General features: G+C 46.3%; 16 protein-coding genes. 7 read left to right on the forward strand and 9 right to left on the reverse strand.

Translation table 11 applies throughout. The annotated features are described in order from the left end of the window. Nucleotides 1-340: 340 nt before the first annotated feature. Nucleotides 341-1,159, reverse strand: coding sequence for a hypothetical protein (locus JGK11_RS25465; protein ID WP_293193325.1), 819 nt, complete (start codon nucleotides 1,157-1,159; stop codon nucleotides 341-343). Nucleotides 1,160-1,821: 662 nt separating this feature from the next. On the opposite strand from JGK11_RS25465, the gene JGK11_RS25470 reads away from it, so the two are divergent. Beyond that, nucleotides 1,822-1,986, forward strand: a complete 165-nt coding sequence (locus tag JGK11_RS25470; RefSeq protein WP_293213325.1) for a hypothetical protein — start codon at nucleotides 1,822-1,824, stop codon at nucleotides 1,984-1,986. A gap of 84 nt (nucleotides 1,987-2,070) precedes the next feature. Then, nucleotides 2,071-4,269: an ATP-binding protein gene (locus JGK11_RS25475; RefSeq protein WP_293213327.1), complete on the forward strand. Its 2,199-nt coding sequence runs from the start codon at nucleotides 2,071-2,073 to the stop codon at nucleotides 4,267-4,269. Nucleotides 4,270-4,292: 23 nt separating this feature from the next. On the opposite strand, the gene JGK11_RS25480 is transcribed toward JGK11_RS25475, so the two are convergent. Beyond that, nucleotides 4,293-5,882, reverse strand: coding sequence for a HAMP domain-containing sensor histidine kinase (locus JGK11_RS25480; RefSeq protein ID WP_293213330.1), 1,590 nt, complete (start codon nucleotides 5,880-5,882; stop codon nucleotides 4,293-4,295). Between the two features lie 283 nt (nucleotides 5,883-6,165). Between JGK11_RS25480 and JGK11_RS25485 the strand changes: the two genes are divergently transcribed. Beyond that, nucleotides 6,166-7,569 (forward strand): TldD/PmbA family protein, encoded by a 1,404-nt coding sequence (locus JGK11_RS25485; protein ID WP_293193339.1) that lies wholly within the window; start codon nucleotides 6,166-6,168, stop codon nucleotides 7,567-7,569. Nucleotides 7,570-7,839: 270 nt separating this feature from the next. Here JGK11_RS25485 and JGK11_RS25490 read toward each other — a convergent pair whose 3' ends face one another. The 3 genes from JGK11_RS25490 to coaE form a co-directional block, all read right to left on the reverse strand. Next, nucleotides 7,840-8,076, reverse strand: coding sequence for a hypothetical protein (locus JGK11_RS25490; protein ID WP_293213332.1), 237 nt, complete (start codon nucleotides 8,074-8,076; stop codon nucleotides 7,840-7,842). Nucleotides 8,077-8,275: 199 nt separating this feature from the next. Continuing rightward, on the reverse strand, nucleotides 8,276-8,479 hold the full coding sequence (locus JGK11_RS25495) for a hypothetical protein (RefSeq protein ID WP_293185738.1): 204 nt from the start codon (nucleotides 8,477-8,479) through the stop codon (nucleotides 8,276-8,278). A 536-nt stretch (nucleotides 8,480-9,015) separates the two neighbouring features. Beyond that, the gene (gene coaE / locus JGK11_RS25500) at nucleotides 9,016-9,744 is read right to left on the reverse strand and encodes a dephospho-CoA kinase (protein WP_293213334.1); all 729 of its coding nucleotides are present in this window, start codon (nucleotides 9,742-9,744) and stop codon (nucleotides 9,016-9,018) included. A 24-nt stretch (nucleotides 9,745-9,768) separates the two neighbouring features. On the opposite strand from coaE, the gene JGK11_RS25505 reads away from it, so the two are divergent. From JGK11_RS25505 to JGK11_RS25515, 3 genes are read left to right on the forward strand one after another with little or no spacing between them, the layout of a single operon-like run. Continuing rightward, nucleotides 9,769-9,924: a hypothetical protein gene (locus JGK11_RS25505; RefSeq protein ID WP_293213336.1), complete on the forward strand. Its 156-nt coding sequence runs from the start codon at nucleotides 9,769-9,771 to the stop codon at nucleotides 9,922-9,924. Between the two features lie 27 nt (nucleotides 9,925-9,951). After that, nucleotides 9,952-15,075, forward strand: a complete 5,124-nt coding sequence (locus tag JGK11_RS25510; protein WP_293213338.1) for a CHAT domain-containing protein — start codon at nucleotides 9,952-9,954, stop codon at nucleotides 15,073-15,075. Next, nucleotides 15,069-15,248: a hypothetical protein gene (locus JGK11_RS25515; protein ID WP_293213340.1), complete on the forward strand. Its 180-nt coding sequence runs from the start codon at nucleotides 15,069-15,071 to the stop codon at nucleotides 15,246-15,248. The genes JGK11_RS25510 and JGK11_RS25515 overlap by 7 nt, the downstream gene beginning before the upstream one ends. A 396-nt stretch (nucleotides 15,249-15,644) precedes the next feature. Here the strand turns inward: JGK11_RS25515 and JGK11_RS25520 are convergent, their stop codons facing one another. The 4 genes from JGK11_RS25520 to cobA all read right to left on the reverse strand — a co-directional run bounded on the left by JGK11_RS25520 (nucleotide 15,645) and on the right by cobA (nucleotide 20,354). After that, nucleotides 15,645-16,277 (reverse strand): restriction endonuclease subunit R, encoded by a 633-nt coding sequence (locus JGK11_RS25520; RefSeq protein WP_293213342.1) that lies wholly within the window; start codon nucleotides 16,275-16,277, stop codon nucleotides 15,645-15,647. Between the two features lie 152 nt (nucleotides 16,278-16,429). Beyond that, complete coding sequence (locus tag JGK11_RS25525; RefSeq protein ID WP_293185745.1) at nucleotides 16,430-17,008, reverse strand: Uma2 family endonuclease; 579 nt, start codon at nucleotides 17,006-17,008, stop codon at nucleotides 16,430-16,432. 94 nt (nucleotides 17,009-17,102) lie between these two features. Continuing rightward, a complete protein-coding gene (locus JGK11_RS25530; protein ID WP_293185746.1) occupies nucleotides 17,103-18,290 on the reverse strand; it encodes a tetratricopeptide repeat-containing serine protease family protein in 1,188 nt (395 codons plus the stop codon). Nucleotides 18,291-18,785: 495 nt separating this feature from the next. Beyond that, nucleotides 18,786-20,354, reverse strand: a complete 1,569-nt coding sequence (cobA, locus tag JGK11_RS25535; protein WP_293213344.1) for a uroporphyrinogen-III C-methyltransferase — start codon at nucleotides 20,352-20,354, stop codon at nucleotides 18,786-18,788. 141 nt (nucleotides 20,355-20,495) lie between these two features. On the opposite strand from cobA, the gene JGK11_RS25540 reads away from it, so the two are divergent. Then, the gene (locus JGK11_RS25540) at nucleotides 20,496-23,762 is read left to right on the forward strand and encodes a glycosyltransferase (RefSeq protein WP_293213346.1); all 3,267 of its coding nucleotides are present in this window, start codon (nucleotides 20,496-20,498) and stop codon (nucleotides 23,760-23,762) included. The last annotated feature ends 255 nt before the right edge of the window (nucleotides 23,763-24,017 follow it).

A 24,017-nucleotide genomic window follows, 5' to 3' on the forward strand; every position in this document is an offset into this window, starting at 1 on the left:
GTCCTCACTACAAACTAGCGGCAAGGTGCGCGGCGGGAGCGCACCCTACATATAGCCTTTCTCAGATAGGTAAGGTACGTTGTTGGGATGCGAGCCCTATAGGTTTAGTGCTTATATAAGCTGTCATTCATACCTCATCTTTTTGAGAAAGGCTATAGCCTTTCTCAGATAGGTGAGGTATGACTGCGATCTGAGTTGTTGGCGTGTCTGCGAGCTTACCGTATAACCTATGGTAAGAGGGCCCAAGCCCAACAACGTACCTCACCTACTTGAGAACTGCTATACCAGAGATTTTAGGTATTTCCCACCCTATAGAGTTGGTGGATAATTCCCTTCTTTTCTAGCAGTGAGACATTTTAACGGGAATATCGAACTTGTTCATCACGGTATTTAGCGCCTTCAAATTGGCCTCATTTGGTTCAAGTTCCGCCAGAAGTTGTACTAGCATTTGAGCTTTTTCTGAATTGTCTGCGTCTGAACTAGCTAACTCCAAATTACCATCGCGCAACTCTTCCAAAACCGGCAGTATGATTGGTGGATCGATAATAATTGGCCCAGAGATTGCCGGAGGAAGCACATTCAATGCTTTTCCGCTAGCGATCGCCAGAGTGTAATTAATTTGATCGAAGTCTAGATCCCCAACCACACCTGGAAAACCATTCGGCAAAAAAGTACCCCGAATTTCTGGATTCAGCAACACTCTGGCTCCTTGTTTGGTTGGAGGTACGGGGCCTGGAAAGAAGCGGCGGGCGTGCAAAAACAGCGAGACATATCCCCGTACTTCTAGGCTACCCGAAGTGAGAACTGCTGGCACAAGAGGTAACAATTCAACAGATGCAGTTTTGCCAGCAGGTATTCTGAAAAACCCGCGATATATGTTGCTAGATCCGATCTGAGTCAGAGGTATAAAGGTGTTAGCGCCTTCAACGTCAATAATTAAGCGAACGTTAACGCCGTCGATCGGGATTTTATTAGGATCTGGCGGTACGGGCAAACTAACGGCAAACTCAATCCGATATCGCAAGTCGATCGCTTCGAGATTAGAGATGGTGAGAAAGTATCCTTGAACGACTCGGCGAAGCACTGGAGTGAGTTCTGGTGCGGTGGGCACTGAAGGTGCAATGGGCTTTGCCAAGAGTTCAAAAGTTGAAATTTCCATGTGTTTATCTAAGTAGGTTGTGCGAGCACAAAAGTTTTGTTTTTTGCTTTTCCCTCGCTATATCTATTGATAACCGGGGGTACAAGTTAGTTACCAGTCACTTTTTTGAGTGACACTCATTTGAGCTAACCCGATCGGGCTAGCTCAACCGTGCTGGTTGACAGTGAATATAGAATTTGCTAAAAGGGCGATCGTTCTTATCGCACAAGGAAAAAGGAAGTTCGGCAACGAGCAATTTAGATCTAACGGATGTATTGGCAGTTGCGATAGATTATAATAAGTCAATCTTGGGCGCATGATGACTGTGTGGCAAGGCTTTGAGATTTCGAGACGAGCGCGAACAATAACAGAAATACGTTACTTTTGCGATCGCGAACTGGGGTGCATCTGGCGCAAGGCAAATATATCCGTAGGGGCGAAGCATGACCGTAGTCAATATGGGATTATAACTAATAACTTATATGCGGTCATGCTTCTTCAGGCTTCAAAAACCAGATGCACCCGCGAACTGTAAATTCAAAGTAATCAAATTGATTAAATAAAGTAGTAGAATGCCGTAGAACTTCCCAATCAATACAACGACCCGCTATTTCACCCCGCCTAGAAGCTTTTCAGTTGACAGATGAGGGCGACCTCTACCTGGAAGGAAGAGGATTAGAGTAATGAATAGTCTTCTTTTAATTTCTCCCGATCGGGCTTGGGGCTTTAAACCAATTCTTTCTGGTAAAATCCTGCAAGTCTCCGACAATACCCTCAGAAACTGGAACAAAAATATTGCCACAAAAATCAAATCGGCTAGTGAGTTTGAGCGGGCGGGAGATTACTAACATGAGTATTTATAAAAACAGCGAGCGGGAATTAGAAATTGATCGTATTTTCCCAAATATAAAATCTAAAACCTAAAATCTAAAATGGTACTACGTCTATCCCGAATTTTCAGCCAAGTTCCTCTCCGAACCGCTCTGCTCGTTCCTTTTCTTGTAGAAATTGCCGGCACAGTAGCGATAGTGGGTTATCTCTCCTTTAACAGCGGACAACAAGCCGTTAACGATGTGGCAACCAAACTACGAAGCGAAGTTACTTTCCGTATTCAACAGCATCTAAACACTTTTTTAGCACAGCCTCAGACAATCAATCAAATTAATTTAGATGCCATTAGTCTCGGAATTTTAAATATAGAAGACAGGGGGACGCTGGCACGCTACTTCTCGCAGCAAATGCAGAGATTTGATACTGTTAGTTACATTCATTATAGTAATGAATTTGGAGAATTTATCGGGACAGGTAGATTGGCAGATCGCACATTGAATCTGGGAATTGTAGAAAAGTCTGCTAGCGGTAAATTTTATAATTATGAAACCAATCATACTGGCGAACGTGGCAAGTTGCTGTCAGTTACTCCTAACTTCGATCCCCGGACTCTACCTTGGTACAAAGTTGCGGCCAAGGAAGGCAAAGCTATCTGGAGCCCAATTTCTGTATGGGTAGCTCCAACTCCTAATATTAGTATTGATGCCGGTCTACCAGTTTACAAGTCAGGAAAACTGGTAGGAGTTCTAGGAGTTGCTTTAGTTTTATCTGATATTAGTGAGTTTTTAAGACAAGTGAAATTTGGACGATTGGGACAAACATTTATCATCGAGCGCTCTGGATATATCATTGCTTCTTCCACCACTGAACAACCTTTTGTCGTCGCTGCTGACGGCAAGAGTTCTAAACGAATTCAGGCAAGAGACAGCAAAGTACCCATAATTAGTTTGACAGCCAAGCATTTGAGCGAACGCTTTCACGAGTTTAATAGAATTTCAAGCAACCAACAACTTGATTTTAAAATTAATGGCGATCGTCAATTTGTGCAAGTAACTCCATTTTCTGACAGTCGAGGTATAGATTGGCTGATTGTTGTCGTAGTTCCACAATCAAGTTTTATGGATAAAATATATGCCAATACTCGCATTACTATCATTCTCTGTCTGTTAGCCTTAGCAGTCTCTACAATTGTTGGCATCTTAACAGTTCGCTGGATTACTCAACCAATTCTTGAGATTGGAAATGCTGCTACAGCTCTGGCAGATGGTCAATTAGAGTTAACATTAGCTGCCAACAGAAAAGACGAGCTGGGAGTTTTGGCAAGGACGTTCAATAGCATGGCTGCTCAACTCCAAACAGCTTTCATGAATTTGCAAAAAACCAATCAAGACAATGCTGAACTCTTTTTGCGAGAGCAAGAAAAATCCCAACAGCTAGAACAATACTTGAAAGACTTGCAAGAAGCTCAACTGCAACTGATTCAAAGTGAAAAAATGTCTGCTCTAGGCAATCTTGTGGCAGGCGTTGCCCATGAAATTAACAATCCTGTTGGGTTTATTGGCGGGAATCTAGACCAATCTATCATCGTCATCCAAGATTTAATTCATCACTTACAACTCTATCAGCAAAAGTTGCCAAATCCGGGACAAGAAATCGAGGAAGATGCAGAGCAAATTGAGTTGGATTATATTTTGGAAGATTTACCAAAAATGCTTTCATCTATGAAAAATGGAGTCGAACGCATCCACAACATCAGTATATCTCTCCGAACTTTTTCCCGTGCCGATACTAACTCAAAAGTTGCTACCAATATTCACGACGGAATTGACAGCACTTTGACTATTTTACAGCATCGATTGAAAGCTAACAGTCAGCGTCCGGCGATTCAAGTTATTAAAGATTATGGGAAGATTCCACCAGTAACTTGCCATTTGGGACAATTAAATCAGGTATTTATGAATCTGCTCGCAAATGCGATCGATTGCTTGGAAGAAACCAATCAAGGTTTGAGTTTTGCTCAGATCAAAATAAATCCTAATATAATTGCTATTAAAACTCAATTGTCTGAGGAGACTGGCTGTGTCACGATCGCAATTAAAGACAACGGCAAGGGAATGTCAGAGTCAGTGAAGTCAAAAATATTCGAGCATTTATTTACAACAAAAGCTGTTGGTAAAGGAACTGGTTTAGGTTTATCAATCAGTCGGCAAATTGTAGAAGAAATGCACGGGGGAAGTTTGACTTGTGATTCGGTATTGGCAGAAGGAACAGAATTTGCGATCGTGCTACCGCTTGTTTGAAATGCCTTGTGCTCTAGCTGTAACTATTGCAGCGGCAAAAATACGGTCATCACCTCACCCTTTTGGGGGCGCTGGCGAATTACCAGCTTGCCGCCAGCAGCGCGAAATAAATTCTTAGTGACGCTCAAATTTAAGCTCAAACTTCCTGTCTCCGGCTGTACCATGAGCAAAGGCCCGATCGATCGCAAAGGAGCATTCGCCGATCCTCCAAAAGTCGATACGCCGTTACCTTCAGGTAAGTGTTCCGATTCTAACTGCAATTTTAATTGACTCCCTGCCAACGTCACCTCTACCTGAATGCGACTTCCCGATCGCAAAGTTCGAGTAAAATTCTCAATCAAATTAGTTAACACCTGATCCAACATCGTCGGATCGCTGACTACCGCCGGCAATTTTTGGGGCACAATCACTTCTAAAGTGTGGTTGCGCTGAATCGCTTGTTTTTGCCAGCGAGGAATGCTATTTTGGAGCACTTCACCGAGGGACATGGCTGTTAGCTGCAATGCGGAATTTTTAGCTTGCGACATTTCCATTTCCACGGCGCGGAAAATTAAACCGAAGCGATCGATCTGAGCGGTACACTCAGCATCGATGGTTTCCAAACGCTTCACCACCACTGGATCGAGTTTGGGGCGTTTCAGCAGCAACCGAGTCAGGGTGCGGATGGTGGCCAAAGGAGTGCGGACTTCGTGGGCGATCGCCTGTAGCAACTCCACCTCTTTAGTAGCGTGAGGAATTGCAGACTTGCACTTGATATCTTGCCTACCTTTCAGGCTATCCTCAACTCTTTCATCCTTGAGCCTGCCTGCTTCCTCTTTCCCAACAGGCAAATTATTTAACAACAAGCTGGTGAACAGCGCGACTGTTTGATATTTGGGAGCAACAGGCAAAAACTGCTGGAATAGCGCATCTAATTTATGAGTAGAATCGTGAGTAGAATTAGGAGTTAATTGGTGCGATCGCAAATTGAATCGACCGTCAGAATTAGCAAGCAAACATTCACTTTCAGTTACGCGGCGCCGCAAAACTTCCCAAGCTTTGGCGACGACTTGGGGGTCGAAGGAAAATAGAAAAGCCGGCATTCCCGCAGCATTTTCACCCAAAACCATCACCAGACTAAAACTAGCCGTTAAAACCACACAAAATTGTTCGTTCGCCAAAGGATCGCCGATCGCCAAAGCCAAAGTCGGGGCCGTCGCAGGCACGGATCTTTGCTTGTCAGCGGCCGGTAGCAAAGCTAAAGTTTGTCTAGCACGAAAAGACCACAAAGCTGCATCGTTGTCAGGAATACTGGTAAAAATCCAATTAGCAAAGCCCGAAGCCACCACCGGCTCAGTCAAAACCGAAGATGGGCCCGACAAAATCAATCCCTGACAGGAATTGGGGATGGGGGATGGGGAGAGACAGTGTGTTTGCTTCGCGAGCATTTGATTCAAAGTTGCGATCGCCCCGTACCATTCCTGTTCAGCTTTGGGCCGGGAAGCCGCACGACTCCCAGGACACTTCGGGCGGTTGTTTTCTCCAGCCAACTTCACATCAAACAGACTGAGGTCATTTTCTAAGGCCTCGGAGGCTAAAATCTCGCTGATTGTCGGTAAAAAGTAAGTATTCACAGTAGGTATAAACCCACCTTCACCAGGTATGAAGGATGAAGTATTTATTTATAGGAATGTTCAGGAGTAAAAATTCAAGCACCAGCAGAACCCAAAAATCCCGCATAATTTCTTGCGCTTTGCTCCTAACTCACAGGATATCCACATTTGTCAACTATCGTTATTGGCAGAACCGTACAAATTAAGTCGCAATCTCCGCGCTGCGGGCGATATTTTTGACGAACCCACCCGATCGCCCCGGCAAAAGTGCAAAATGGATGCAGTTAAACACCGTGCTTTCCTTATGCCCACCTCGATCGCCGACTCGAAAAATCTGTTGTCAGAGTTAATGGCACGCTACCGCAACCAAGTAGATTATCTAGCAATTCGACTCGAAGAAGCCGAAGGCACAGACATCCTGCTGCGGGGCGAAAAAATTGAAACCCTCAGCGAAGGAGTCTCAATTGGCGGCCAAGTCCGAGCTTGTCACAAAGGCGGCTGGGGCTTTGCCAGTTTTAACCGACTTTCCACCCTCGCCGAAAGAATCGAAGAAGCCATCGCCGCAGCCAAACTGATCGGCGAAGAAGAAACGATTCTCGCGCCAGTTACGCCAGTACAAGACATTTGCTTCCTGCCTTTGACAGGAACAGACCCCCGTCTGGTGCCGCTAATTGAGAAAAAGCAATTGTGCGATCGCTACGCAGCCATCCTACGCAGCATAGACCCCCGCATCGCCACCATCTCCGTGCGTTACGGCGACAGCACCCAGCGCACGATCCTCGCCACCTCCGAAGGCACGATGCTCGAACAAGGTTGGGCAGACATGGAAATGCGGTTTGCCGCCACAGCCCGCAGCGGGGAAACCGTACAAACCGGCCGCGAAACCACTGGTTCGCGGAAAGCTTACGAAGATTTAACCGAACTTGATACCCAAGTTCGCAGTGCCGCCCAGCGCGCGGTAGACTCCCTAGCCTTGCCCCCCGTCCAAGGCAACACCTACACCGTCGTCATCGACCCAATACTTAGCGGATTGTTCGTCCACGAAGCCTTCGGACACCTTTCAGAAGCTGACATGGCCTACGAAAATCCCGACATCTTGGAAATTATGACCCTCGGCCGCCAGTTCGGCCCGAAAAACTTGCAAATTTTCGACGGTGCTGCGCCACAGGGACACCGGGGCAGCTATTTCTATGACGATGAAGGGACTCCGGCGACTACGACTCAGTTAATTAAAGACGGCGCTTTAGTTGGGCGGCTGCACTCGCGGGAAACTGCGGGTAAGTTGGGAGAAACGCCTACGGGCAATGCTCGCTGTTTAAATTATCACTATCCGCCGATCGTCCGCATGACGAATACTTGGATCGAACGGGGCGATACGCCGGTTGCGGATTTATTTTCTGGTATCAAAGAGGGTGTTTTCGCGCGCAATTGGCAAGGCGGCATGACTAACGGCGAAATGTTTACTTTCAGCGCCGGCGAAGCTTGGATGATTCGCGATGGCAAACTGGACAATCCGGTGCGGGATGTAACTCTTTCGGGTAATGTTTTCAGCACTTTAGCGGATATTGAGGCGATCGGCGACGATTTCTACTGGGATGAATCCGGCGGCTGCGGGAAGGGAGGACAAAGCGGTTTACCCGTGGGCTGCGGCGGCCCGAGTTTGCGGATCCGGGATGTCGTGGTTGGCGGCGAAGCTGCGGAAGAGTAGAGCTTCAAAACCGTGGAATATCTACTAGGTAAAGCGCCAGATTCCTACTAGCGCTTTACCTATTTTTTTTGATCTAAAACCTGAAATTTTAGGGTGATATCATGTCTGGTTGCATGGAAATTATTTAACCGCAGAGAACACAGAGGACACAGAGGGAGAGAATAGAGATCTGAATACAGGACGATGCTACCGGACATGATATGAATCGATCGTACCATTTTTGATTTTTGATTGGGTTGACTGACGGTATCAGCATCAGTCGAGAAAGTCTCAAGACTCAAAAAGTCTGGTTTCTGCGATCGCGTGCGAGTCTCGGCGAGAACATCCCGGAGACGGCGAGGTTCTACACCTTTGTGCATCGTTTTTGGTATCTTTAGCTGCTAATAGCAGTTGTTGCGATTTATTGAACTGATGTTCTGCAATTGAAAAGTTTGCTAGTTTTTGAGGAATCACAAGAGCGCTAACTAATAGCGTACTCAAATAAATTAACTTGATGGTAGTATTCATTGTGTTGTGTTTTTTTTTCAGAGATTTTTGCTCCCCGATCCAACATCGCTTCAGCCAATCTGGAAGTAATTGCGTTTAACTCTTCGTTTAAGAATGCCCTCATTACTTATTTATCTCCCTCGACAGAGTAGGGAAAAATACTCAAAGTAATCGGCCGATTTATTTTGCTTTGTTTAGCAAAAACATCCATTGTTTGGGTTTATCTCCCGCTGCCTCGTTCGGGCAAGGTATCTTTATCGTTATCTGCGTAAAATATCTGAGCGTTGGCTTGGACGGTCATAATTTCGGGAGCAGGTTTGTCTTGAGAGAAAAAGGTCGATCGGGTTTCTAAGCTTTGAGCGTTAACTGCTGTGCTACTCAGTAGCAGGGTTGACATCAGCATGGAAGAGTAAAGGCGCATCATAGAGTTCCGTGTCGTATTTTCTATTTCTTGATACGCAGCCTGTACTCTGCTATCAGGGCAAAAACAGGTAAAAAAAAAATTGAATTGCCGCGAAATCATCAATTGGTAATTGATGACCCATACATTTTTTTGAATTTTAGTCAAACGGGGTAAAACCCCTCGTTTCTCTCACTGTTTCAGTTGTAAGTTCAAGTTACCTACTAATTGCCGAAAACCACCAGCAGTCAAGGCTTCCCATCTTTTTGCGACACTCTTGCAACCAGGAAACGAAACCGTAAGTTATAAATATTTACGAGTCTTCAGATTAACTTCATAATTTATTGATATGGAGATGCAGCCTCGGATTAAAGACACAAAAACACAGTATCCTGGGCGCGGCTTGGGCACTCTATATATTTATATGTTGTTGAATCAGATTCCTGAAATTGTAGATATTTACGAGTTTTCAGATTAACTTCATAATTTATTGATATCGAGATGCAGCTTCGGATCGAAGACAAGCTAATGCCACATCAGAATGTCGCGCGTAACATAGGCTACGATCTGATTTGCGAATCTATGTATAGGAATAGAGAGTCGAGGGTTGACGAGTTATCCAAAACAACATCAGCTTGTTGGCACTTGTTAGCTAGCGGCATCTGGGCGTTAATCCGTGCATTAGCTCGATCGCAACTCAAGCCGTCTCGGTGCATCAGCCGCTGTAACTGCACTTCGGGCGAACAGTACACCACCCAAATTTCGGTACACAAGTCAGTCATGTTAGCTTCAAACAGCAGCGGCACTACCAACACCAAAGTCAACCTGTCAGTCTGGGCGCCGAAACCTGGTTTTTTTTCAACCACACTTGGTTCTAATTCTCGATCGCCTTCCCAAAACCCGCTTTCTTGAGTTTTTGTACCTAATTCATCTGTGTCTGGGGATACCAGATTTAAGGCAGCAATGTAGCTTTGAGTTTCCTCCACTAACCGGCGGCGTACATAAGGGTGAATCTGTTGATCTAACCACTGCCGTTCGGCTGCGTTACAAAAAATAATATTTCCTAACTCGGGGCGGTTTAAATTGCCGTCGGGGAGCAAAATAACGGCGCCGTATCGTTCTACAATAGAGTCTAGTATTGGCGAACCTGGGTGCACAGCTTCGCGGGCGTAAATATCGGCATCTAAAATCGGAAATCCATAGGTATATGCCAGATAATTAGATATAGCGGTTTTCCCGGTGGCGATGCCCCCAGTTAAGCCGATCGTGCGGACAATTCGATCGCTCATAATTTCCTCTGTTTAAACTGAACTGTGTTTCGACACTTACTGTCCGTATTTGCTATGTTGGTGACACAATTAAAATTAGACTTGAAATTGGGAATTGGCGATCGAGAGTTAGGGTTAGGAATTGTCAGCATGAGGGTGCGATCGACTGTTTTTTACCTAAAATCTCCATTTAAAACTTGAATTCAGGTCTAGATCGAGGCAAATTTTATGAATGCTCAATCTGCTGTGCGATCGATTCTGGCAGCAATTCCCCTGGCTGGATTTTTGATATTAGATTTTTTCCCCAACCTGGTTTTCTTCAAAGAAGATAGCAGCGGATGGGTGATTGTGGCAATTTATCGCCAATCTCAAATTGCTGCGGCCGAGCCAATTATGGCAGCCCCAGACGGCACCGGAACCACCATCACCACGCCCGGTGCGTCGCCCTCTCGCTACGATATTACAGGTGGCACAAGTTCCAGAGACGGAGCAAATCTGTTCCACAGTTTTACTCGATTTGGTTTAAATTCTGGCGAAACTGCCAATTTCATCTCCAACCCAAACATTAAAAATATCCTCGGCCGCGTTGTCGGCGGCGACGCTTCCTTAATTAACGGTCTAATTCAAGTTAGCGGTGGCAATTCTAATTTGTACCTGATGAACCCGGCAGGGATTATTTTTGGCAGTAATGCGCGACTAGACGTACCAGGGTCTTTTCTGGCTACCACCGCTAGCAGTATCGGTTTTGACAGCGGCTGGTTCAACGGTACGGGGGCGAATAACTACGCGGGCCTAGTGGGAGCACCGAATACTTTTGCTTTTGGCGCACAGCCGGGGAGTATTGTCAATGCCGGTGACTTGGCTGTGGAAAACGGGCAGAGTTTGACTTTGCTGGGCGGTACTGTCATCAGTACGGGGAGACTTTCAGCGCCAGGCGGTCAAATTACGGTGGCGGCTGTCCCCGGCGAAAATCTGGTGCGGTTGAGTCAAAACGGACTTTTGCTGAGTTTAGAAATTGCTCCGGCTGCGGGAGTGGCTGGTTCGGAAGCTCTGCCGTTTTCTCCTCTGAGTTTGCCAAAGCTACTCTCGGGTTCCGGCGTGGCTAGCGCTACTGGTATAACTACGAACGATCGCGGTGAAGTCGTACTTACGGGCGGCCAAACAGTACCGGCAGGTGCTGGAACTGCGCTGTTATCGGGTGCTGCGGACGTGTCTGCCAGGGGGGGCGCGGGAGGTACTGTCAACGTGTTGGGCGACAAGGTAGGGCTGTTGTCCGCGAAGATTAAGGCGGACGGCCCCGACGGCGGGGGAACGGTGCGGATCGGGGGAGATTACCGAGGCGAGGGAACTGTGCCGAATGCCAGAATGACTTACGTGGATGGCAAAAGTTCGATCGCAGCCAACGCCACTCGATCGGGTAATGGCGGCAGAGTTTTTGTCTGGGCGGACAACACAACAGCATTTTTGGGCCGCATCAGCGCAACGGGCGTTTCTGAATCGAACAGCAGCGGTGTTGGCGGGTTTGTGGAAATTTCGGGGAAGCAAAGATTGATGTTTAACGGTACTGTCGATACTTCCGGGACAAACGGTTTGGGGACTTTGCTGTTCGATCCTGAAAATATTTTAATTACAGATTCCTCAGAAGCTGCGGGGGATGCGGCAGTTATTGCTAACAGTAATATTTTGGCAACACAAACGCCTTCACCAGGGCAGGCAAACAATTCCGATTCTTCCCTGACTATTTCAAGAAGAGCTTTGGAAAGTATTTCGGGGACAACCAATGTGGTTCTCGAAGCCCTGAATGATATTAAAATTGCTGATTTGGCGGATAATAAGTTGAGCTTTGCGGCAACTACTGGATCCGTGACATTGAGAGCAGATGCCGATCGCAATGGTGCGGGTGTTTTTTCGATGAATGCTGGAGATACAATTAGCACTCGCGGAGGCGCGATCGCCCTGGAGGGAAGTCAAATTACTGCGGGCAATTTGTCCAGCAACGGCGGAAATATTAGTTTAATTAGTCCGGGGACAACCGTTGCAGCCAATGTTTCGGCATCGAATTCCAGCGGCGGCACAAGTGGCAATATTTTGCTCGAAGGCCTGAACGTCACAGCCCAAAAACTTGATGCTAGCGGTTCTAAATCGTCGGCAAATGTAACTTTGACGGCTCGGAATATTCTGGGAGTTAGTTCGATCGCCGGTGGTTCGGGAAACATTACTTTAACTGGTAATGAAATTAATTTGAAAGGGGACAAAAATTCGGTCAGCGGGACGGGCTTTTTGGTACTCCAACCTTGGAATCTCGGTCAAAATATTGCGATCGCTGGTTCTGGAGATGTCGGGACTAATACTTATTTGAATCTGACAGCAAGCGAGCTCGAAAATTTGCAAAATGGGTTTGCTGGAATTACGATCGGCCGCAGCAACGGTAGCGGTTCGATTCTGATTGCTAATAATTTCACATTTTACGATCCGCTAATTATTCAATCGCCGACGGGTTTGGGAACAATTACGAGCACAAGTTCCCTGACAGGGGCAGACAATGCCTCAATTACTCTGAAAGCTGAGGGCAATATCCGCATCGGAAATATCACTACCAACAATCAGGAAATTCGCATCAATAGCACAACCGGCAATGTGACTACGGCTGCGCTACGCACAGGAAGTCCCCCCAGCATCAACACGAATGTCAATTCTGCGAAAGTGCCGCGCACGTCGGGGGGAGATGTGAGCGTTACCGCCGAGGGTACGGTGACTGCTGGCGCGATCGACACTAGGGGCGATCGCGCGGGGAATGTGACGCTGACTGGCCGCGGCGGAGTAACTGTTAGCGCGATCGAAGCTGGCGGCTCGGAAACAGGTGGAAATATTACTCTGACAGGCAACGAAATTGACTTGACGGGCGGCAACAATTCGATCGCCAGCAACGGCAATCTGGTGCTGCAACCAATCGATCCGGCTCAAAATATGACGATCGCCGGTGCTGCTGAGACTGAGGCTTTGAACTTGACTGCTGCGGAATTCAACTCGCTGCGAAACGGGTTTGCTTCAATCGCGATCGGGCGTGCTGACGGTAGCGGCTCGATCGCGATTACTCCAGCAACCACAACGCCCAATTCAACGCCGGCGGTGACATTTCAAGATCCGACGACGATTCGATCGCCCTTGGGATCTGGTGCGATCGTGGGAACTGGTGCGATCGTGGGAACTGATAACGCTAGCATCGCTCTGATGGGCGGTAGTGTGGCAGTGGGAGACGTTACCTCGAATGCAGGGATTAATATCACTAGCAGTCAAGGTAATGTGACTGCTGGTACGGTTTCCTCTCGATCGGCAAATGGGACGGCGGGCAATATCAACATCCGCAGCGCGGGCTCGGTAGTCGTGGGCAATGTCAATGCTTTCGGTGCCTCAAGTGGCGGAGATATCTCGATCGTGGCGCCGGGCCGGATCGTGACAGGGGTGATCAATTCTAGTTCGCAGTCGGGAAGTGCCGGTTCGAGCAAGATTACCGGGCAGAAAGATGTTGAAGTTGTTTCCATCAAAGCTAATGGAAATACGGGCGGCGATGTGGCAATCCAGGCTGGGGGATTGTTCCGGGCTGCTGGAAGCGAAACGACGAGCGATCGCGCCAGCGTTAGCATTTCTACAGACGGACAGGTGCGATCGGGTTCGCTGACGCTGTTGCAAAGCACTTGCCCGTCGGGAAACTGCACAACCACGACTGTTGGGACAGGAAACTCGAAGTCGAACGCTACCTCCTCAACTACTGCTACCGCGCCCCTGTTGAGCCTGCCGAGTCCAGCACCAACTACCACTGTGGGATTAAAAAATACAGGCAATTCTCCACAAATTGTCACTCAGACTCCGAGCGTGTCTTCGCCCAAGAGCGGTACCGCAAATGTACCCTCAGGGTCTGCTACTGTGCCTGTTGAGGAACGGTCGAACGAGACTGCTGCCGGCTCTGTTTTGCTGTCGCAGTCGGTGTTAAAAAACAATGTGGGTGCGTCTAGTGCGACAGAAAACGGCGGTGGAGCAACTGCACAAAAACCTGGAAGTGGCAATACAGACAGTATCGCGAGTTTGAGGCTGCCTGAGATTTCTCGATCGACTTCGATCGCGCAAATAAGTCCGATCGACGCAGTGCAGCAAAGGGATAGAGCTCAGGGCCGGGAATTTGAACGTTACTTCGGTGGAAATCTCGATCAAAAGTCAATCACGCAGCAAAGTATCCGAGATACTCTCAGCAGCGTCAATCGCTTGACGGGAGTTAAACCGGCGATCGTTTACGTCTGGGTGAAAGACAAGAATTTAGAACTTGTGTTGTTATTGCCAGACGGCAAAAATGTGTTTAAAAGCGTGCCTGCAAGTCGCGAAACAGTGCTGCAAGTTGCTAAGGAATTCACTAATGCTATCAGAACTCCCAAAACATTGACTGGTTCTGATTACAAGCAACCTGCCAAGGAACTTTACCAGTGGTTAATTGCACCGCTGCAAGCGGAATTGGATGCTAACAAAATTGACACCTTGGCGTTTTCGATGGATGCCGGTTTGCGAACTTTGCCTTTAGCTGCTTTGTTTGACGGCAAACAGTTTTTAGTAGAAAAGTATAGTTTGGGGCTGATTCCCAGTTTGAGTTTGACTGATACTCGCTATGCCGATGTTAAGGGTTCGGAAGTTTTGGCGATGGGTGCGTCGAAATTTCCCGAAAAATACGATCAAAATCCTTTACCTGCGGTGCCGCTCGAAATATCAACAATTGTGGGCAAGATTTGGCATGGTGCGTCTTTTCTCAACGAACGTTTTACGCTGGCAAATTTGAAGGAAAAACGCAATCAATCCCAATACAAAATTATTCACTTAGCTACTCACGGCGATTTTCAGCCTGGTGGTGCAGAAAATTCTTACATTCAGTTTTGGGATACTAAATTGCGGTTAAATCAGTTGGAAGAGTTGAAGTTATCTAACCCGCAGGTGGAGTTGTTGGTTTTGAGTGCGTGCACTACGGCGGTGGGAGACGAACAGGCTGAGTTGGGGTTTGCGGGATTGGCGGTACACGCGGGGGTAAAATCGGCTTTGGCGAGTTTGTGGTATGTGTCAGATGCTGGAACTTTGGGGTTGATGACCGAGTTTTACCAGCAGTTGCGGACGGCGCCGATTAAGGCTGAGGCTTTGCGGCAAGCGCAGTTGGCGATGTTGCGCGGGGAAGTGCGGTTGCAGGATGGTTATTTGGTGCGATCGGGCAACAATCAAGCTCTGCCTTTGCCTGCGGAATTGACGGCTAGGGGCGATCGAAATTTGTCGCATCCGTATTATTGGGCCGCTTTTACAATGATTGGTTCGCCTTGGTAATTTTGAAGGAAGAGGGAAGAAGGAAGAAGGAAGAAGGAAGAAGGAAGAAGGAAGAAGGAAGAAGGAAGAAGGAAGAAGGAAGAAGGAAGAAGGAAGAAGGAAGAAGGAAGAAGTGCGTCGCCACGAAAAATCCCTATCTACATATCGACAATTTTGCTGGCGACGCACCTTAGGAACGAAAATTTAATAACTTACACTCTTAAAAGTGGGATGGGCGTCCCGCCCGTCCTTTATAGACCAATACGGTTTACTTAACACTATTTATGCCCGGAGATCCCCCTAAATCCCCCTTAAGAAGGGGGACTTTAAGAGCTTCTTGTCCCCCCCTTCCCAAGGGGGGTTAGGGGGGATCTGTCTTAAGTGAACCGTATTGCTTTATAGACGGGCGGGACGCCCATCCCACAATAATTAAAATTGTAAGTTATTTAATTCTCATTCCTTACCACAATGGTACGATCGGGAGCATCTCCGTTTTGCAAAAAGCATTTTTTAAACAGCGGACGCCAGGACGTACTACGAACCTTTTTTGTGATGCTAATCGACCGGACATGATATGATATGACTGATGACTAATTGTTAGCTGCTATCTGACTCAAGCGTTTGAGGATGCGGAGTACATCCTGTAGATTATTGGTGCGATTGCTAATTCCAAATAAATCAGATTTGGCATATCGCGGTGATTCTCCGTTGAGCAACTTGACAAAGATGAAACTGCCTCCTGTAGCAATCATGCCGTAACTCGGCTTCTCTGGGTTCGGGTTTGCCAGTAGATAAGCTAAGATTTGGGCCAGCCCCGCTTCAATGGAAAATGAAACTCGTTTCGATTCGATTACCATCAGCCACAACTGGTCTTTTAAAACTAAAGTATCCAGGCTACCTTTAATAATCACGCCTTCATCTTCTTCGGAAATTTCGACGGATTTTTCCGGTTTAATGTAAAATGGGTGCAGGTAAAACTCGCCGGTGAACAGTAGTGGAGAGACGATCGACAAACTGATGGTTTTTTCCAGCATCGGCGGATACTCTAGCAAGTTGAAGTAACCCGCTTTAATCTGATCTAGCTGTCGTTTCTGAAACTCTGTGATTTCTGGTAACTCCTCTTGCCATTCCGGGAAAAATTGGTCGTCTGTGACAAGTTGCAGGTTAAAAAGTGTTTTTAATTCTTCTAGCGTGACATTTTTAGCTTGAATAGTTTGAACCATAATTTCCTAGCCTTTATTTTATAGATATTTACAATTTTATCAAATTCCTCTACAACCAAATTGGTTCGTAGTGAGGACTTCAGTCCTTCTTTTTATGAGGACTAAAGTCCTCACTACGAACCGAAGATAGGCGAAGTTATAGTTTAATCTTACTAATTCCAAATTTTTTGTAGATTCAGAACAAATCCCGGCAAAACCTCTTCCCCAGAAAGGGTGAGAGGAGATTGTAAAACTTCAACTGGTTGACCGGGGCGATAAATTTCTACTTCTCGTTTTTTGCGGTTAATCAGCCAACCCAAACGGCAGCCATTTTCCATATATTCTTGCATTTTTGCCTGCGTCTTGTTCAAGCTGTCACTCGGAGAAAGAAACTCGATGACAAAATCAGGACAGAGGGGGATAAATTTGTCTCTTTGTTCGGGTGTCAAAGCTTCCCACCGCGATTTTTCGACCCAGGAGACATCGGGAGAGCGATCGGCTTTACTGGGCAGAGTAAACCCTGTGGAGGAATCAAACACTTCTCCGAGTTCGGTTCGATCGTTCCACGTCCAGATTTGAGCATTCGCTGTTGAGTTGCGTTTCCCTGTTTCTCCTCCGGTTGGCGGCATGACGATTAATTCTCCGTTGGCGTTGCGTTCTAGTTTCAATTCTGGGTGTTCTTCGCACAGTTGGTAGAACTGTTCGGAAGTTAGTTTGACAATGGAATTGAGATTTAAGGTGATAGCAGTCATGATTATTTACCTGCTGTGTATATGAACTAGATTAAGAACTAAAAATGGGATGATTCATTTTTAATTCTTAATTTTTAATTCTTAACTTCTAATTCTACTGCAATTGTTGGATGCGCTTGAGGGCATCTTGATATGCAGTTGTTCTGCCGCCTTGCTTGTAAAGTTCCGCTGCTTTTTGAAAGTCGGCAATTGCTTTGGCTTTGTCTTCTGTCAGGTAAGCTAAAGCTCGGTTGTAGTAGGCGTCGGCAAAACCGGGATTGGCTGCGATCGCACTCGTGTATGCTTGAATAGCGGTTCCACCGCGGGTGGGGTCGGGTTGTGGCAAGCCGGCAGTAATGAAAGTGCGGGCATTGCCGATATTAAAATGCAATTCTGGGCTGTATTTAGGATTGAAAGTGAGTGCTTTGTTGAAATCGGCGATCGCCTCCCAAGCCTCTCCCTGATCTAAGCGCGAAAGCCCTCGAAAATAATAGGCTTGGGCATCTTTTGGGTTAACGGTGGATACCGGGCCGATAGTTGTGGGAGTATTGTCTACTTTCAACTCGGATTTGTTGATTCCCGCCGCCACCAGTTTGGCGATAAAAGTATTAATGGGAACTGCTGCATTAAATCCTGTTTTAATTGGGGCGACTTCCCCGTTACTGATTTGGGCAAAACCGAATTCCCCTTGTCCGTGCAAACCGATGACTCGGGCTTCAGAGTCGAAAACTGGCCCGCCACTCATGCCACTCCAAGTGACGGCTTGATACCGCAAAGTGTAACCTTCCCGGCGATCGCGCGGGCGGCTGGTAACGAGTCCGGGAGACATTTCTGGTTCTCGTTCGGCCCCAAAGAGTCCGCCCGTAGCGGGATAGCCGTAAACGAAGATTTGAGTGCCGATGACGGCTTTGTCAGAATCGGCTAGCGTCGCCACTGGATATTCTTCGGGACTTTCAAATTTGACTACTGCTAAATCCGGATCTGTTGGGGCTGTTTGCAAGCGGGTGACGTTGCTTACTTGATAGTTTTTGCCCGCCGACGTGCGAACTGTGTATTTCACGTCTGCTTTTTCTACGACGTGATTGACTGTTAAAACTGTGTAAGTTTTGCCGTTTTTGGCAATAATTACCCCGGAACCGTCTCCCAGGGAACTATTGATTTGTACTGTCAGCGGCCCGGCGATGCTGGCGACTTCTTGGGGAGTTTTGGCGATCGCCGGTTGGCTGATGACTATGGTTAAGGCTGCGGTGGTTCCTGCTAGCAAGGTGGTTAAGGTGTCATAACGAGAAAAATTCATATTCATGGCTGTTGCTAATTGGTAGTTTGGTATGGGAGTTCGCTGCGGTTGGTGGTTTGGGCTTTTTTGGTTTTTAGTTTGATTAATGTTTTGACGCTATTGGCGATCGGCTTTGTTATTTACTGATAATTTTACTCGCTTTTTTGTTCCGCGATTTCCTATCTAGACATTCAGTTGTAAGGTATGTCAGGCTTGCAATGTCTATAATAAATTAGGCTTGGCCTTTGACGAACCCTACTCACTATGGATGATTCATTGCTATGTGGTAGCTTGTTCGCTAATTGTTGGATGCAAAAGTAGAAGCGGTACGTTGTTGGGCTTTAGCCCTGAAAGAGCGCCCAAGCGCAACTACGTACCTTTGAAAGAGCGCTGAAGCGCAACTACGTACCTTCAAGAGCGCTGAAGCGCAACTACGTACCTTCAAGAGCGCTCAAGCGCAACTACGTACCTTCAAGAGCGCTCAAGCGCAACTACGTACCTTCAAGAGCGCTCAAGCGCAACCTATGTAATTTGATGTTTTGTGGCCCATTGGACGATCGCCTCAGTCAACCCATCTAATGTATATTCTGTCGCTTCTACGTCTAACTTGCCCAATAAATTCTGGCAGCTTTTGGAGGTTTCCGGGCCGATGGATGCGATACAAACTTTTTCTAGCCAATCCTGAGATAAGGAGAATTCGGGAGTTGTTTCGAGGAGGTGGCAAAAGTTATGTACGGTTTTGGAACTGGCAAAGGTTATGATATCTACGGCTTGATTCTGGAGTGCGGCTAGGGCGATCGGATCGATTGTTTCGGGACAGCAAGATTGGTACGCTGGTACTTCGATTACTTGCGCTCCTTTGGCGGTGAATTCTTTGACTAAAACTTCTCTTCCCCCACTTTCTACTCTGGGAAATAAGATTTTGCAGTTTTGCAAATTGTCGGGGAAGTTTTCGACTAGGGAATCGGCGACAAAGTTGGGGGGAATAAAGTCGGGTTGTAGTGAGTGCGATCGCAAACTTTCTGCTGTCTTTTTCCCAACTACTGCTATTTTAATGCCAAACAAGCTCCGCGCGTCTTTGCCTTTTGCTTGCAATCGTTGAAAAAAACAGTCTACGGCGTTGTGGGAAGTGAGAATTAACCAGTGAAAGCTTGACAATTGTGCGATCGCGCTATCCAACGGTTCCCAACTTGAAGGCGCACCAATTACTAAGGCTGGCATTTCGATCGCGCGGGCACCCAGTTGCTGGAGTCGATCGCTAAATTGACCAGACTGGGAGGCCGCGCGGGTGACTAAAATCGTTTTTCCGGCTAGCGGTTGGCTGTGGTTAGCGGTGACAGGTGTATGGCTCATGTTTGTGCTTTCTGGCCAGATTAAAAATTCGCGCAATCTAACTACTTCCCCAATGACGATGACGCAAGGCGATAGAGATTCACCTGTTGTTTGTTGTACAATGTCGGAGAGCGTGCCGATCCAGATTTGCTGTTCGGGGCGGCCGCAATCTCGGATAATGGCGATCGCAGTTTCGGGCGATCGTCCGTGTTTTTGTAATTGCCAGACTATCTCGCTTAAATTGCGCCCTCCCATCAAGATTACCAGAGTTTCTATCCGCACTAAAGCTTCCCATTCCAGCGCATCCGGTTCGTGGGCGCTCATCACTGCAAAACAGCGGCTCATCACCGGATCTGTGAGGGGAATTCCTGCTAGCAAAGGTGCCGCAAATGCTGACGAGATTCCCGGCACAACTTCAAATTCGCAGCCTGCTATAATTAATGCTTGAATCTCGGAACTGGAGCGACCAAAAATAAATGGATCGCCACTTTTAAGTCTCACTACTTGTTTGCCAAGTTGGCAATGTTCTACCAGCAAACGGTTAATTTCTTGCTGCTGGGTGGAAGGTTTGCCACCGCGTTTCCCTACTTCTATTTTCTGACAAGTGACTGGAATTAATGCGAGTTGCGGGATGTCGATGAGTGCGTCGTAGATTAAGACTTCGGCTTGGGAGAGCAGTTTTTGCGATCGCACTGTCATCAAGTTACAATCTCCGGGCCCCCCACCGACTAGATAAACTTTTCCTTTTGAGTTTTTCATAAGTCATCCTCGATAGTATAATTTAAGGAAGAAGGAAGAAGGAAGAAGGAAGAAGGAAGAAGGAAGAATGAGCAATTATGAAATAACAAATACTAATGCCCAATCCCTCCGCTTCGCTCCGCCCAATGCCCTGTTTGGCCAATGCCCGATGCCCAATCCCCAATCCCCAATCCCCAATCCTTAACCAAAAATCCTATATTTATGCAGATTATCACCATCACGGCCGCCGATGCAAATTACTTTGAACTGGTGCGAGGTACTATTTTATCGGTGCGGGAAAAACCAGAGGGCGCTAATGTGGCGATCGGCTTTTTCGATCTAGGCTGCACTCCCGAACAATTGGAGTGGCTGGAAACACAAGTTAATATTATTCAAAAACCCGATTGGGAGTTCAACTTTCCCGGCAAAAATGAAGCACCTCACTATCTCAAAGGACTTTTAGCTCGTCCGTTTCTGCGCCGTTACTTCCCGAATTTCGACATCTACCTGTGGATAGATGCTGATGCTTGGGTGCAGGATTGGCAAGCTATGGAATTATTCGTAAAAGGCGCGGCAAAACGGGGTTTAGCAGTTGTTCCAGAATTAGATAGAGGCTATTATTTAGCTTATGGCAAATTGCCTTGGTACTGGGAATTTGTTTATCGCGATTATCAAGCAGCTTTTGGGGAAGAAGTTGCCAAACAGTTGCACAGCTATCCAACTATCAATGCAGGTATCTTTGCGCTGCACAAAGATGCGCCGCATTGGGAACTTTGGGCGGAATATCTGGATGAGGGATTGCAGCGGCACGTTTCTTTGATGACTGACCAAATAGCGTTAAATCGGCTCGTTTACGGTACTGAAATGTTCGATCGCACAGAGATGCTGCCGGCTGGGTGCAATTGGAGCTGCAACTTCGGTTTGCCCGTCTGGGACAAGCAGCGACGCTGTTTTGTGGAGCCGTATTTGCCGCACGGGGCGATCGGCATTCTGCACATCACAGGTCACAAGCACGACTTGGTAAAATTAGCAACAACCGACGGGAATCAAATAGAAATTAGTCTCCGCTACCAACCGATTCAACCGCCAGTATCCCCACAATTAAAATCAGAAAAAATGACAGTACAACCACCATCTCAAATTCAAAATAATACATTACCTGTCGGAGATTACGTCTCGCCCGAACTAAAAATTATTCTCCCAGATGCGTACTTTCCCAACATGATTGTGGGCGATACTAATACTTGTCCGTGGCCGTATCTGCGCCGGGAAATCAAGCACAATTGGTATGTCGATCGCCGTGCTAGTTCAGTCGGATTTCTCAGTCGCGACGAAGCACACATCCTTTACAATACAGCCCTGCAATTTTCAGGTAAAAAAGCCTTAGAAATCGGCTGCTGGCTGGGTTGGTCTGCTTGTCACTTAGCACTCGCCGGAGTTGAGTTAGATGTCGTCGATCCGCTATTAGAAAGAGATGATATTAGACAAAGCGTAATAGATTCAATTCAAGGCGCTCTCAATGCGTCTGGCGTGCAAACTTCCGTTGAACTCATACCCGGTTACAGCCCCCAAAGAGTAGAGCAATTAGCAAAGGATTTGAACCGGAAATGGTCGTTAATTTTTATTGACGGAGAACACGAAGGTGATGGGCCGTTAAATGATGCGATCGCCTGCGAAAAATTGGCAGAAGAAGATGCAATAATTTTATTTCACGATTTAGCTGCTCCGGCTGTTGCTAAGGGTTTAGATTACTTGAAACAACAGGGTTGGCAAACGATAGTATATCAAACAATGCAAATTATGGGTGCAGCTTGGCGGGGGAATGTCGAGCCTGTAAAACATCAACCCGATCCTAATATTTATTGGGATTTGCCAGCACATTTGCAGGGTTATGAAATTAGCAGTTTAAACGGTATTGATTCGACCCCATACAGTAAAAAAAATAAACAAAAACAGTCATCTTATACAAGAGATTTCTACGAATTAATAGGAGAAGGAACTCGCAGTTCTGCTATAGAAATTATTCCCCTGCTGTTAGACTTGCTGCAACCAAATTTACCTAAAAGTGTAGTGGATGTGGGCTGCGGTACGGGAAGTTGGTTGGCTGCTTTTCATAAGTTGGGAATTGCTGACTGTTTGGGAATAGATGGCGATTATGTCGATCGCACTCTTTTACAAATTCCTTTAAATCAGTTCCAATCCGCCGATTTAAAGCAACCGCTGCAATTAAAAAGAAAGTTTGACTTAGCAATTTCTCTAGAAGTTGCAGAACATTTACCAGGTACCTGTGCTGAAACCTTTGTTAATTCTCTCACTAAACTAGCACCAGTAATTTTGTTTTCGGCTGCGATACCGTTTCAAGGAGGCGTCGAACACGTTAACGAACAGTGGCCGCAATATTGGGTAAATTATTTTCATACAAAAGGTTTTGCAGTCGTGGATTGCTTGAGGAGAAAAATATGGAACAATGACAAAGTAGAGCCTTGGTACGCTCAGAATATATTTATTTTTGTTAAACAAGAATATTTATCGAGATATCCAATGTTAGAAAGTGAATATCAAAACACGGATTTGAATCAATTAGCGATTGTACATCCCAAGATTTATTTTTATAGCTTGCAAGCTGCTCAAAAGTCAGCCCAAACAGAAAGTTTCAGGCAAATTTCTGCATCCCAGCAATTGGAAAATCGACCGTTGGTATCTGTGATTGTTCCCTGCTACAATCAATCTCACTTTTTGCCACAAGCGGTAACTAGCGCAATTAAGCAAACTTACAAAAATTTGGAAATTATCATTGTCAATGATGGCAGCTTAGATACTACAAGCACAGTTGCCAAAAATTTAATAGCAGCAAATCCCCAGCATAAAATCAGGCTGGTAGAACAAACAAATCAAGGGCTGTCTCTGGCAAGAAATGCGGGAATAGCAGCAGCAAATGGTGAATACATCATGCCTTTGGATGCCGACGATATTTTAGCTGAAAATGCCTTAAATAGTCTTTTAGAAATATGCTTAAAATCTCATGTACCTTGTGTAGCATTTGGTTCTTATCAAATGTTTGGCACAGAAAATCGCATAGTACCGAGTAGCGATTTGTATTCGCCGGAAAACATCAAGCACTCTAACATGATTCACCCGTCTTCACTGTATCACAAATCTATTTTGGATTTAGTGGCAGGTTATAAAATTGGGATGAAAGAAGGTTACGAAGATTGGGAATTTTGGGTCAATTGTCACAGACATAATATCCCATTTTTCGGAACGAAAGAAGTAGTTGTCAATTATCGGCGTTCCCAGGGTTCTATGTTGGAAAAAGCTCAGCAACATCATGAAAAGTTGGTAGCACAAATTGTTTGTTACAACCGGGATATTTATGATATTGAAAGCGTGAAGAATGCTGAGAAATTCTTGGAAGCAATCGCAAATTAATCTTTTTTATCTGGTAGGGTGCGTCGCTGCTATATTTTTGATTTTCATTGCAGATTGTCGAGTGCGACGCACTCTACATTATCTATCGGTGGATTGAAATTGTAATTTCAACCTACATTTTATTTGTAGGGGCGGGTTCGCCAACCATACATAATAATCACCGACAATTAATATAAACCCGCCCCCGCCCCACCGTAAATCTGAATGTACATTAATATTGTTTGTTGGGTGAGGGCGGGTTTTTGAAATTGTTAG

Origin of the sequence: Microcoleus sp. PH2017_34_RAT_O_A, from assembly GCF_020737885.1 — a bacterium.
GTDB lineage: Bacteria > Cyanobacteriota > Cyanobacteriia > Cyanobacteriales > Microcoleaceae > Microcoleus.